Annotated in this window: 13 protein-coding genes; 5 read left to right on the forward strand and 8 right to left on the reverse strand. The window is 45.8% G+C overall.

Features of this window, described 5'->3' with window-relative positions; all coding sequences use genetic code 11:
- Positions 1 to 4 precede the first annotated feature (4 nt).
- Both QXV08_RS05365 and QXV08_RS05370 read right to left on the reverse strand, forming a co-directional pair.
- Positions 5 to 733: an HAD family hydrolase gene (locus QXV08_RS05365; RefSeq protein WP_342785012.1), complete on the reverse strand. Its 729-nt coding sequence runs from the start codon at positions 731 to 733 to the stop codon at positions 5 to 7.
- A gap of 6 nt (positions 734 to 739) precedes the next feature.
- A complete protein-coding gene (locus tag QXV08_RS05370) occupies positions 740 to 1,222 on the reverse strand; it encodes a molybdopterin-binding protein (protein ID WP_342785010.1) in 483 nt (160 codons plus the stop codon).
- A 191-nt stretch (positions 1,223 to 1,413) separates the two neighbouring features.
- On the opposite strand from QXV08_RS05370, the gene QXV08_RS05375 reads away from it, so the two are divergent.
- Positions 1,414 to 1,785, forward strand: coding sequence for an MGMT family protein (locus QXV08_RS05375; protein WP_342785009.1), 372 nt, complete (start codon positions 1,414 to 1,416; stop codon positions 1,783 to 1,785).
- A gap of 58 nt (positions 1,786 to 1,843) precedes the next feature.
- Here the strand turns inward: QXV08_RS05375 and QXV08_RS05380 are convergent, their stop codons facing one another.
- Positions 1,844 to 1,969 carry a hypothetical protein gene (locus tag QXV08_RS05380; protein ID WP_342785007.1) on the reverse strand — a complete coding sequence of 42 codons (126 nt, stop codon included), beginning with the start codon at positions 1,967 to 1,969 and terminating at the stop codon, positions 1,844 to 1,846.
- A 225-nt stretch (positions 1,970 to 2,194) separates the two neighbouring features.
- On the opposite strand from QXV08_RS05380, the gene QXV08_RS05385 reads away from it, so the two are divergent.
- The 3 genes from QXV08_RS05385 to QXV08_RS05395 all read left to right on the forward strand — a co-directional run bounded on the left by QXV08_RS05385 (position 2,195) and on the right by QXV08_RS05395 (position 4,900).
- Positions 2,195 to 2,569 carry a helix-turn-helix domain-containing protein gene (locus QXV08_RS05385; RefSeq protein WP_342788365.1) on the forward strand — a complete coding sequence of 125 codons (375 nt, stop codon included), beginning with the start codon at positions 2,195 to 2,197 and terminating at the stop codon, positions 2,567 to 2,569.
- 138 nt (positions 2,570 to 2,707) lie between these two features.
- Entirely contained in the window at positions 2,708 to 3,667 is a 960-nt protein-coding gene (locus QXV08_RS05390; protein ID WP_342785003.1) for a hypothetical protein, read from the forward strand.
- A gap of 57 nt (positions 3,668 to 3,724) precedes the next feature.
- On the forward strand, positions 3,725 to 4,900 hold the full coding sequence (locus tag QXV08_RS05395) for a cation:proton antiporter (RefSeq protein WP_342788196.1): 1,176 nt from the start codon (positions 3,725 to 3,727) through the stop codon (positions 4,898 to 4,900).
- A gap of 65 nt (positions 4,901 to 4,965) precedes the next feature.
- Here QXV08_RS05395 and pheT read toward each other — a convergent pair whose 3' ends face one another.
- Positions 4,966 to 6,630 carry a phenylalanine--tRNA ligase subunit beta gene (pheT, locus tag QXV08_RS05400; protein ID WP_342784999.1) on the reverse strand — a complete coding sequence of 555 codons (1,665 nt, stop codon included), beginning with the start codon at positions 6,628 to 6,630 and terminating at the stop codon, positions 4,966 to 4,968.
- A 5-nt stretch (positions 6,631 to 6,635) separates the two neighbouring features.
- Positions 6,636 to 8,282, reverse strand: coding sequence for a peptidase (locus QXV08_RS05405; RefSeq protein WP_342784997.1), 1,647 nt, complete (start codon positions 8,280 to 8,282; stop codon positions 6,636 to 6,638).
- A gap of 81 nt (positions 8,283 to 8,363) precedes the next feature.
- Between QXV08_RS05405 and QXV08_RS05410 the strand changes: the two genes are divergently transcribed.
- A complete protein-coding gene (locus tag QXV08_RS05410; RefSeq protein ID WP_342784995.1) occupies positions 8,364 to 9,896 on the forward strand; it encodes a glycosyltransferase in 1,533 nt (510 codons plus the stop codon).
- On the opposite strand, the gene QXV08_RS05415 is transcribed toward QXV08_RS05410, so the two are convergent.
- Genes QXV08_RS05415 through QXV08_RS05425 form a run of 3 tightly spaced genes read right to left on the reverse strand, consistent with a single transcriptional unit; the run spans position 9,883 to position 12,651 of the window.
- Positions 9,883 to 10,299 (reverse strand): universal stress protein, encoded by a 417-nt coding sequence (locus tag QXV08_RS05415; RefSeq protein WP_342784993.1) that lies wholly within the window; start codon positions 10,297 to 10,299, stop codon positions 9,883 to 9,885. The two genes, QXV08_RS05410 and QXV08_RS05415, sit on opposite strands and share 14 nt — an antisense overlap.
- A 13-nt stretch (positions 10,300 to 10,312) precedes the next feature.
- The gene (locus tag QXV08_RS05420; protein ID WP_342784991.1) at positions 10,313 to 11,365 is read right to left on the reverse strand and encodes a type II glyceraldehyde-3-phosphate dehydrogenase; all 1,053 of its coding nucleotides are present in this window, start codon (positions 11,363 to 11,365) and stop codon (positions 10,313 to 10,315) included.
- Between the two features lie 2 nt (positions 11,366 to 11,367).
- The gene (locus QXV08_RS05425) at positions 11,368 to 12,651 is read right to left on the reverse strand and encodes a phosphoglycerate kinase (RefSeq protein WP_342788195.1); all 1,284 of its coding nucleotides are present in this window, start codon (positions 12,649 to 12,651) and stop codon (positions 11,368 to 11,370) included.
- Positions 12,652 to 12,664 lie beyond the last annotated feature (13 nt).

The following is a 12,664-nucleotide window of genomic DNA, read 5'->3' on the forward strand; positions in this document are numbered from 1 at the left end:
TGCACTATTTACGGCATATCTTCAGCGATGCCTCCCTGTAGAGGTCTACCAGGTTCCTCATATCGTTAATTACGGCCGCGTTAAGCTCCCATACATATATACTTCTATTAGACCCCCTATTTATCAATACACCAAGGAATCCCGATGACAATGCTCCGCCAACATCCTCGATGACATTGTCTCCTACATGTATTACCTTGTTTGGCTCGAAACCGGAGGTCTTAGCGAATTCCAGGAATATCTCTCTATCCGGCTTGCTGTAGCCTACAATGTCCGAGAATATGGTTGCCCTAAAGTATTTTGAGAGCCCGGTTTTATCCAATATGATCATTGTGTAAGCACTGGGCCAGAAGAGAACATTACCCACTACACCCATATAGATGCCTTCATCATGGAGCTTACTTAAAGCCGGTATAACATCAGGGTAGATTATCGATCCCGGATCAACGGTTGTGAACGCCTCCATTAGGATGGAGTCAACAGTGCTGAGGCTGGTTGAGAGCTTTGCCGCGATTATCTCCTTGCCACGTGCAATGAGTTCAAGTGGTGGAATATTCGGCGTGAACCTCCTGAGCTTCCGGGCCTCCTCATGCGATACATATATTGCTCTCCGCGCTTCATCAATGCTTAAACCCAGCCTATTAGAAGCTATCTCTGAGAGGTGATCAAGGGTTTTATCGAGATCCACAAGCGTACCCCATATATCGAAACTTATAGCCAGGCAACCAGCCATACCTAATCACCTATGAGCGCCCTCGAATCTCTCCGCTTCTTCAACAAGGTGTTCAATAATATCCATTAGTATCTTTAAACCTATCTCAAGCGCGCTGGGGGAACCTGGTAGCGCAACAGCTATTCTCCCATCCGGCAGTATATAGAGGCCTGCACGGGACAGTAACGCCCTCGACCCCTCTCTCTCATACGATATTCTCCTGAAGGCTTCACCAAAGCCGGGTAATGTTCTCCATGCAAGCGATTCAATAACGTCCACGGTTATATCCCTGGGACTGGGGCCTGTACCGCCAATGAATAATATGACTTTGCCATTAGCCTCACGTATTACCCTGACTATGTCTCTATAATTATTACCTATCACGGTTTTCCCTGTAACTATATGCCCCCTCGCAGTAATGTAGTTAACGGCTTTCTCACCGCTGACGTCCATAGATTCCCCACTGGCAACCCTATCACTAACCACTACAATATGGAATTTCACAGCCATATTCAACACCATGGATAACTAGAACCCCCACGTGTTTAATTAACCTAGCTGTATCAACACTATTCTTACTTCACATGAATCTATCACGCAGTGTAGAGTAAGGAGGCAGACATAGATGCCGATCCCGGGGAAGGTGTTAAAATAACATTTAAGAAGCTTAATCCTGTTAGAAGCCATTAAAGGTGTGAGCCTTGATAGTAATCGAGGTCAAGGACGGAGAGGTCACTGCATACAAAGCGTCAATGAGAGATATATGTGAAGCCGTCTATACATTGACTATGATCATACCCCCTGGTAAAACAACATCATACTCGAGTATAGCTAGGCTACTCAAGATACACCCCCGGATAGTGGCTTACTGCCTCTCCATTAATAAACACCCGGTTATCATCCCCTGTCATAGGGTCGTTTATAGTGATGGAGGAATAGGTGGTTTTTCACTGGGAGGTAGTCATGTGAAGAAGAAGCTGTTAAGCCTGGAAGGTGTGGAATTCCTGGAGGGACACGTTAAAGAAGACTATATAGTGGATCTGGAATCCAGCATCCTAAGTAAACCCTCTTAGAGTTTTTACCTAGTAAATGAATCCCGAGCTAGGGGTTCTGGTTTCATAGTGGTTCATGTTAACTGGTTTCGCCGCTTGCCTCATCACCCCTTGCCCGGCTTCTGCGCCCGCCCTTCAGGAGCCTTCCTCTCTCGGGCAGGCACGGGGCCTCATTGAGCAGCTTCCATCCCCTCGCATTGCTCACCGAGTTCACTGTACCGTCCTCAACATAATCATGTAAGTGAAAAGCTTATAGCTTTTCGAAGAGCACGATAACGCTGTGAAGAAACCCAGTAGCACAAGAGCATCAAGCAAGACTGATATCAACCAACACAAACACGCACGAAACCAAAACAGCAGTCAAGAGGTGAAGAACAGCTAATTATTTTAATATCCTGGTCACACTTAATAAATAACATGGTTATAGGTGGTGAGTTTGAAGGCTTTCTGCATGGTGTTAAACAGGAAGATAATGCCAGTTATTAAATCCTATCTAGCGGTGAGGCTAGTTAAAGAACTAGGATTCACACAACTTGAAGCAGCCAGAGCACTAGGTATGAAGCAGTCGGCTGTAAACTATGCTTTAACGGGAAAGAGGAAGCCTAAGTATTATGAGACAGTCCTTGGAATACCAGGCCTTAAGAACTTGCTTGAGGAGACTGTAGAGGATTTCAGGAAGGGAAGAATGAAAGACCTGGATCAATGCAGTATATGCCGCTCCCTATTCTCGAGAGGCCTCTACAGGGAGGTTCTTAATGCTGTTGACGAGCCTATAGAAGAGATCAGTGGAGGCGGTAGGCTTTAATCTCGTATACGATACATTACTTCCCGGAATTATTTATATCGAGTTATAGTTGGTTTAAAGCTGGGATAAAAGTATATTTGTCATAGTTGTTATTTTTAATATTTTGTAGGGGTAAATCTATTTTAGGTGGCATTTTCCGTGGCATCAAGCGGTTTCGAGAAGGTAATAATAAGGCCTCTATCTAAGGAGGAAGCATATGCATTACTGTATGATGTAGCCACTCTTATATCAAACATGAAGTCCTTCACGATAACAGCGCGCGACCCATCCACCAACGAGGTCTCAGCCGTCTTAAGCAGGAGGTCTATTCTAGGAGTAACAAGGATACCTCTGAAGATAAGAAGCGAGGTCAAGAGTGATGATACCATCCTAATGTATTTCAACTCGGATGCATTTAAGGCATGGATAGAGTATAGGCTTGTACCAGTCTTCTACGCCTTACATATTAATTTAAGGGCTGTGTGTGAGGGAGGAAATATAGCGCTGTGTTCAAGCGTTCTCGACTCATTCACCAAGGAGTTAGAGGATGTGTTAAAGAAGCCTGTAAAGCCAATGATAACTCCACCTAAGCCAGCCCCAAAGCCAGCCGAGGTAGCACCTCAAAGAGTTGAAACCCCGCCACAGGAAGCAGTAAAGCCACCGACCCCCCAGCCTCCCCCACCCCCGTTATCTCCCGCTCCACCTAAGCCTACTCAACTCGAGAAGACGCAGGTTCCCCAGGAAAAAGAAACCACTATAGACGTTACTAAATTATTTGACGAGGTATCGATAGCGATGGCACTCATAAACTCCGACCTAGTGTCATCAGGTGAGTTAACCGCGCCCTGGGATATCGACATCCTTATAAATAAGGCACGTGAAAAGAAAGGCGTGCTCTCGCAGTATAAAATGGGGATACTCTCTGTAAAGGATAAAAGCGATACGGTGGATCTAGTGATATTTGTTAACAGGAATGGGGAGCCTATAGGCTTCTACGGTAAAATCGAAAACCTCTCCGTCAAGGGCCTCGCAAACGAATTGGTATCGCTCGGGAAATCTCTTTCAGCAGTAGAGATAACATATAGGCTATGGGGTGTGAAGCAGCTGCCTATGGTTTAAGGCTTGTTTTTAACTAGGCAAGGCTTAAAAGCTATTCTATAAGCAGTATAATATACGGTGATACCGACTAAAATGGAAACAATAGAATACGTGTTTCTAGGCTTTCTAATCTCGAAGATCGCCGGGCATATGGCACGTAGACTGAATATAAACGAGGCAACTGGTTATTTAGCAACGGCTATTCTACTTGGATTAACCCTGGGTAGGGGCGAGTATATACGTGATCTAATGCTTATCTCAAATGTGGCGGCTATATTTGTAGTATTCTATGCAGGCGTCTCGAGTGATCTAGAGACTGTAATCGAGAATTTCAAGTCATCAACAATGATCTCACTGCTCTCCGTTGCCTTCACCATGGTATCTGTTTTACTGGCTGTAACATATATTGGATTCCCTCTCGAGTCAGCGTTCATCATCGCATTATTATTATCTAACACCGCGACTGAAACAGTATCTATGATTATAAAGGGGCTCCCCATCCACATTAAGTCGATACTGGTCTCGGCAAGCTTCGTTGATGATCTCTTCATGTTGTTTGCTGCGTCTGCATACTATACCTGGTATGTAACAGGGGACATCAGTAATGTTGTACTACCAATACTGGTCTCTATGGCGCTCACGATACTGGTCCTCGCAATATTATCGAGGCGGCAGAGCATCCTTAAAAACATGTTTATCTATATGTCTAGGGACATAGCGTTTTTCACTGATATAGCATTGCTACTATTATCACTAATGCTACTAGTAGCCTATGTCTCCGGTGTAAGCCCCTTTATAGCTGCTTATCTAGCTGGGATATTCATCTCGGGGGGAATATGGATGCATGACCCCATGTTAAGATATAGAACCAGGATAAATGATTTCACCAGTATATTGAGTACCATAATAGATGGTGTCTTCACCCCCTTATTCATGCTATATGTAGGGCTCCATATAACAGTATCAGCCATCAACACATTACTCTTCGTCTTGCTTCTAGTCATAGGGTTATCTGTTAAAACACTGGTGTATTTTTCATTCTTCAAGCTCCGGGGTGAAGAAACATTTACAAGCCTGGCTGCAGGGGCATCAATGACAGGGAGGGGGGTATTGGAGCTAACCCTGCTGGTTAAGGGCTTCGAACTAGGGGTTGTATCACTTGAGATATTTAACACCGTGGTGGCCGTTGCCCTCTCCACTATCATTGCTTCAATAATGTTTGTATCCTTATTATCTAGGAAAGGATTCAGCTAGGCCCGTGCATTCATCCCCTTTCGAGTCATCCCTTCCAAGCCTCATCCTCGAAAATATCCGATTGGTTACAAGTAATTAATAATTTTATTCAGGTTTATTTCAGATACGACGACAGGATTCATTAATCCCAGCTTATACAGTATCTCGGGCTTCACTTCCCCGACAAAGCCTATCTGTTCCCCGTTTACATTGATAGCAGCCGTTCTCTCGGGGAGTAAGCCTGGGACTATGGTTTTTTCAAAAGATAATGCTACACCAAGCTCTTTGAAGAGTGTTCTAACCACTGCGAGGCCATCGGTTAACGTGGCCTTCTCATGGGAAACAGCAATACCTATTCTCCTCTCCACGCGTGCACCCGTCTCCATTGACTCGTCGGGGAGCACTACATCCCCGATTTCAAACACTGCAAGCCTGGCCCTCTTACCCTTGTTCTCGATCATCGCCTCTATTATGCCGGGCGTCAGCCATGACCTTATAGCTGTATACCTATCCGACTTAGGGTTCTCGACAACGAAGACCTCCTGATTATACCCCATTAATGTAGTCTGGGACTCGATACTAGTCATCATGTAGCTTGCTATCTCAGTGAATCCGAGTCCTACTAGTATATCCCTGACCCTCCTCGATATATACTCTAATGGATGTATCTTCCCAATGCTGGTTGAGTAGGGTAGGGAGTCTGCCTGCCTTCCTATAGCATCGTAGCCATAGGATATAGCTATATCCTCTGCAACATCAACCCAGCTTCTAGCATCAATCCTGTAGATAGGCGTCTCCACCGTGAGGACTCCCCCCTCAATGCTTCTCACTGTATAATAATGGAGTGAGAGATACCTTACAGCGTCTTCTACACTGATGTCGACGCCTATGAGTCTACTGACATCACTTAAATTAACACTGATGAGGCTGCCCTTTCTCCTAGGCGCCTCAATGATTAATCCGCCGGGATGCTCTACTCCAACGACTTCGATTACCCTGCTTTGGGATCTCTCGGCGATGTTCACAGCCATTATAGTAACCATGTCTACGACGATCTCTGGGTTTAAACCTGTTGAATCAATCAATATGTTGCGTGTATTAGTGGTGACCTTGTTATCATCGGAGTTAAGTATAGGTGCTAGACTGAGTATCGTCCCCTTAGAGTCTATTAGCACCGGGTACCTCTCCATGGACTCAATTATATACCCATACAACCTCCCCTTCTCGGTTTCACTAAGCACCTGTCTAAGCGTCATTTCACGGTTTTCATTTAAAGGCTTATACCTGGTTTCATAGGGGTCGACAGCCCGATAGTATATTGGTGGTTTAATCTTGTCGAGATCGTATACACCTATACTCGCCTTCCTACGTGCCCGGCCATATGTGGAGGCCAGTTTCTCCTGTAGTTGCATTATTTGGACGATGGCCTCCTCATTCAAAACTACATCCCTTACCACGGCGAGAGCTATATAGGGTCTCCCAGGGATGCCCTCACTATATCCTTTAATACTTGAATTGACAAAATAGTACTGCTTCCCCTCCAGCCCTAGGAAGGGTCTCAGAGCCCTTGCAAGGCCTTCTGCACTAAAGAGATCGGGGCGGTCATGGTTTGCCTCGTACTCTAATATATCTCCCTCAACATTGTCAACCTCGCATTTAAGCTTCGTTAACCCTTTATATAATTTCTCCAATGTGACACGACTACCCAGCAAGGCCTCTATATCGCTAATGCTTACCCTGATAACCGGCATATCTATCACTTCAATAATTCATTTCTAATTGATTCCCAGGCGTTATTGATTAATGTTTCTTCCTCACTACTCCACTTAATCAAGTTTTCAACCTGGAATAACTGTGCAACGTTATTTAAGCCGTTAACGTAGGCTAAGGGCGCGTAGAGCGATAAATATGTGAGAGCCCCCTTTATCTCTGAAACCCTCTTATATGTTTCAAATCCCAGTATTCTCTGAATACTCCTTGTTGATATTGGTGATGACAGTTTCACGATATTGTCAGGCCTCAGCTTCGGGAATCCATCGATCACTCTTGATAGATCTCCCAGGCTGGTGCCGAAGCCTGTTTTAACGGCTTCTACAGCATACCATGTTTTTAAATAATTCCTGAACACTGAGGAAACCTCGTCGCCATGAAGCCTCCTATAAGCTAGAAACGCAGCCAGTAGTGAAGCCACTGTTGTCTCCTGTAGGTAATGCCGTGAAAGAGTCTCCACGGTATCCATGTCTGTGTGATAGTATTTACTCGGCCACTCGTTAAGCATGACTGTGTCAAGCCCCCATGAAATAAAGACATCGTGATCGCTTCCAACAGTATACGGTGACAGCGAGTATCTCGCCCCTGGTAGATTAAAGCCTCCGAATGACTGTGCTGTATCAAATACCGCTTTCACAGCTAGATACATGTACGGGGTAATCATCGACTCCATATATAATGGCGTGTTAACTATGTTGAGCGTGGACCCAGTCACCCATTGCTTAGAGCCCACCATGTCTAGGTTGATTACTCCAAGAGGCTGCCATGGTAGAGCGTTATCGAGGAATACGGTCCCAGTGTGCTCCGGGACCCATACATGACATAAAGGTACATCCAACCCGGTTAACCGTGATGCGAAAGCCGCCATATAGTTTACGACACTACCACTGGCATTATCATGAGCCCCTGGTTTAGGGTGGCATATATGGCTTACAAGCACTATACCGGGCTCCTCGTATTTATTACAAGCGATGAGCGCGTGCATAGGCTTACCCGTATACCTTGTCCTACTGCTCCAGCAAACCTCTATCCTCCTTCCAGGGTTCTCTATCAGCATCGACATTAGTTTAAGGGCTGTTTTATACGGTATATTCATTACAACCTTATCCTTCACCTCATTACTATGGAGGAACAACCCCATGTAAGGTACTGCCTCACTATATCTCTTAGAATCATAGACCAACACCAACCTGGCATCCGCTTTAACATACGCCTCGTAGGCAGGGCCCTTAGTTAAAACTACCTCACCCTCGCATTTTCCTCCACTACACAGGGAGAGAACGCCGCATCCCTCCCCTGGAGGCGAGTGGGCTGCAACCAGTGTTGGATGCTCATCGAAGCGATACTCCTCTATCACATTACCCCCTGTTTTGAATTGTAGAAAGGCTTCGTCGATATCCCATGAAACAGGGGTATCGATGAATCCTTTTCTGGAATCGCTGGGTATCTCTATCATCCGTGTAGAGTAGCCCAGCCCCTCAAGTATTTCGCGTAGATCCATTAAAGCGTTCTCGAGACCGCTACTACCCTGTATTCTATGATGCCTTGTCAGCATGTTTAAGACGTCTAATGTTATTAAACCACGTGTATTTCTCCTAAGGGACTCCATTACTTCTTTAATCAAATTCGTCAATCCCCATGTAAGTAATACTTAAATAATCTATAGGGATAATAAAGTGTGGCAAGCCATTAAAAATAATACCGGGAGATATGCATGGTCATTGTAAGTATAACACCCGAGTTAGCCCTCGATAAATCACACATATATGCAGGCGGACTAGGCGTCCTAGAGGGGGATAAGCTATATGGGGCAGGCGATATGGGTATTGATTACACAGTGCTCTCCCTCTATTATAGGCATGGATATGTGTCTGTGTCTTTCCAGGGCATTCAACCACTACTAGCTCCCGAAGGACAGAGTAAAGAATTCCTTGAAAAACTAACCCCTGAGGAGGAGTTCGTGGTAACCCTGAGGAACACTGAGGTAATAGTCAGACCCTGGGTCTACAAGTATAAGACGGCGAAAGCCGTATTATTCGAGGCTGTTTGCCCTCAATGGGCGAGGAAGCTAACTGATAGGGTATACCTTGAAGACAATGCGGAGGAGAGTTTCCTCAAGTATGCTCTTCTAGCGAAGGCGTCCTCGTACTATATAAGGAACATTATAGGCCTGGATAAGATCAGCGTAATAGACCTCGAGGAGTCATACACCGCGCTCATCCTAAGCATGTTAGATGTTAGCGATAAAGCCAGGATAATAATCCACACACCCGGGCCTTGGGGTCATCCAGGGTTCCCAGGGGAATATATAGCGAGAGAATTCGGGCTGTTCCTGGGAGACAATGTAAACCTCTCCGAGTATGCTTTATCACGGCTTAAATCAGCAATCGTTGTATCCAGGAAGCAGGAGGAGATAATAGGCAGGATCTTCCCGGCGTACGCTGGTAAATTCAAGGGGATAACTAACGGCATATATCTACCCAGGTGGATGCATCCAGAGCTATATAATGCGTGGAGGCAAGGCTTATTCCAGAAAGAAATACTAGTGAAGGCCAGGACCGAGTCGCGGGAGAAGCTTCTCTCACTCGTTAAAGCAGTGAAAAATAATGTAAACGCTGAGGGGAGGCCAATTATTGCGTGGACAAGGCGTTTAGCTAGATACAAGAGGCCCTACTTTATAGCTAGATTCATTGAGGAAAACCCGGATATCAACGCGTTCTTCATAATAGCTGGGAAACCCCATCCAAGAGACCAGGATGGAATAGAGTATCTGAGGAAATTCAGGGAGCTAGACTTGAAGCTGGCTCACGTAGTGTATCTTCCAGAATACGATGTTGAGACAGCCCGTTTAATAATACAGGGATCAGACCTATGGCTCTTCACCCCGTTCAGCGGGTGGGAGGCATGTGGAACAAGCTTTATGAAGGCGCAGGTTAATGGAGTACCGGTACTCTCTAGTAGGGATGGGGGAGTACTCGAGGTGGTTGAAGACGGGGTTACAGGCTGGCTCTTTGGCCAGGACCTCAGGGACTTCATAAACATATATACTGATCCTAGAGCCAGGGAGATAGATGAAAGAGAATACGCGGAGTTCAGAAGCAAGCTACTATGGATAATAGACATGTATCATAAAGACCCGGAGAAATACCTAGAGGTCTCAATGAATGCCTGGAAGAGGACTCCTGAAAAAGTAGATATGACTGGTGTCCTGAAAAAATATTATTTCAGTGGATCTACCTCACAATAAACACTGAAACCGGCGAGTTTATTACTAGGGATAAAGCCGTACTCCCTATAGGTATTTCCGTCGAGAGACTTAGACCCCTAGCCCCCACTACCACTGCGTCATAACCTCCTTCAATAACCTCCCTGACAAGGACTGAGGGAGTGTTACTACTTGAGGGATCATACTCTATCAGCTTATACTGTATATCCATGCCCTCCTTAGCCACCCTTAGCTTCACGCGTTCAAAGGGGTCTCCCCGTAGATCTCCCCTCGGTTTAGCGTATACTACAATTATCTTGGAGCCGTAGTGCCTTGCCAGGTCAATAGCGAACTCCAGTGCTTTCAAACTATTCTCGCTCCCATCTACTGGGACAAGGATTTTCCTGAAGTAGAAGCTTATCTCGTATGTGGGTGCTTCACTCATGGTTCTCACCTCTTTATTTATGTCTACTCGTCTTAATCAATTTTTCCAGGGAGCCGATCCCCAGTAGGCTATCTGTTTTCTCCACAACCCTATACTGGTCGTGTTCAAGGCCCAGCATCGCGTATGCTACATCCATGTTCTCCGGGATAACAATTGACTCCTGGTGGATCCCCTGGAACAGGTAGAGTCGTGTATCCTCGATCTTGACTGTATCAATGAACACTGAGTTCTCATATATGTCGCCACGCATCCTACCAGCATCCCTGGCTAGCTCCATGAGCTTACTTGTGGAATCGATGCCTGTCCGGGCTGAATCTATAAGTAGAAACCTCCTATATCTCCCCAGCACCTCCAGCACCTCATCCTTCTTGACAGGGGACTTTAACTCCACCTCTATGAACTGCATATGCATAAGAGTTGTTGGAACCACGACGGCGGCACTAGTGATATTAAGCCATGGAGCTACTGTGCGGGCATCTATCCCGTGGTGACTAGGTATCTCCGGGGGATCCAGCAGTATGGAGTTAACAGGTCCCCTGTTATCCTCCTTGGGATCCGCCGCTCTCCTGATAATTACTGCCAGCGCCTTCTTGACACCGTACTCCCTTCCCAGTATACATAGTAGTCTCAGCATGCCTGTTGTATTGCAGCTGACGACTCTTACATATTTCTTGTTTAATGCATCACTGTAATTACAGAGCGTGCTATAGCTGATCTCAGCTATCTCCGGGTCCTCGCCTCCCTGGAAGACAGCTGGTTTACCGTGTTTCTCATATATTTCCTTATTTAATACGCCTTTACCACCTGGCGAGGCATCATATATTAAATCTGCTTCTTCAAACAAGTAGTCTATGTATCCACTCGGCTCGATGCCTGATTTAATGAATTCCCCTGCTTTATCCCGTGGAACAAACACTGGTATACCCTTCTCCATCATTAGGTACGCCTGGTAATCCGGCTTATACTTGGCGACTCCAACTAGCTTAAAGTCCTTGTTCAACAATACTGAGTCAACAATTCTCTTACCTATGGTTCCCGAGCCGTTTACAGCTACTTTAACAGGCATGGCTACCATCCCAGGAACATTTTAGCTGATAACTCCAGTGCCTTCAATGCCGGGAGTTCTTCGCCGGAGAGGAATAGTAGGAGTGCGTTACCGCCTGTTGACACGTGTATTCTATTCGATAACTTCGATTCATTCACCATGGAGGCCAAGTGTCCTCCAGCTATTAATGTGAAAGCGTTGGAACTGTATACGGCGTCGAGTATCCTAAGTGTTCCATCTCTAAACCTCTCATCCTCTATAACGCCCGCCGGGCCACGCATAACTATGATCCTGGCATCCCTTATGAGGTCGCTGTATATCTGGACTGTGTTTTCACCTATATCCTTAGCCACACCTCTAACCTCACCTATATATGTGTTCCTTACATCACCGTTTACTTCAACCTTGAGATCCACTGGTGTCTCAACCGGTGCTCCCCGTAGCAGTATGTATCTAGCCCTGGGGACAAGGGGTAGTACCCCTTTCTCCTCCAGGATCTTCATGTTTTCCGTCCCTATGTTCACTCCTTTGGCGACTAGGAATAGATGTGCTAGTAGGCCTGTTGTAAGTATTCTATCGGCTAACTTATTCCTCATCAGGTTCTCGATGACCCTTAATAATTCCCTAACCTTGGAGCCGCCTAGAACATATATCCTGGGTGACTCACCGGAGCCGAATACTTTTTTAACTGCCTCCATCTCACGCTCAAACAGGGGGCCGATGCAACTCGGCATGAGTAGTGGTAATCCCACGATGCTCGGCTGGCTCCTGTGAGCCGTTGCAAATGCATCATTCATATATATGTTGATCACTGATGAAAGCCTCCTGGCCATAATGGTTAATGCCTGCCTCTCGGGTGGGGCCTCTAATACCTCCTCTGAAAGGAGCCTCAGATTATCCAGCAACAGGATCTCGCCTGGCTTTAAGTTATTTATTTCCTCAAGAGCCTTTGGACCTATTACATCAGGGATATAACGTATATCTATCCCAGTGTACTTTGATAATAATTCGGCATGCTTCTCCATTGATGTAAAATCGCTGTCACCGGGTCTACCCTGGTGTGATGCAAGTACCAGTGCAGGCCTATACTCCTCCATTATTTTTCTGATGAATGAGGAATGTGTTCTAATCCGTCGATCATCGAGTATTTCACCGGTGTCGGGATCCATGGGGACATTTATATCTATACGCATGAAGACTTTTCTACCCGTTATATCAATATCCCTTATTGTGGGTAGCCTGGGGATCTCTAAGTGGCTCATTATTCCACCATTTATCCCATTGACGCCGGCGTTTATAACTTCCAATGGAAGGGTTTAT

Origin of the sequence: Desulfurococcus sp., assembly GCF_038881575.1 — an archaeon.
Classification (GTDB): domain Archaea; phylum Thermoproteota; class Thermoprotei_A; order Sulfolobales; family Desulfurococcaceae; genus Desulfurococcus.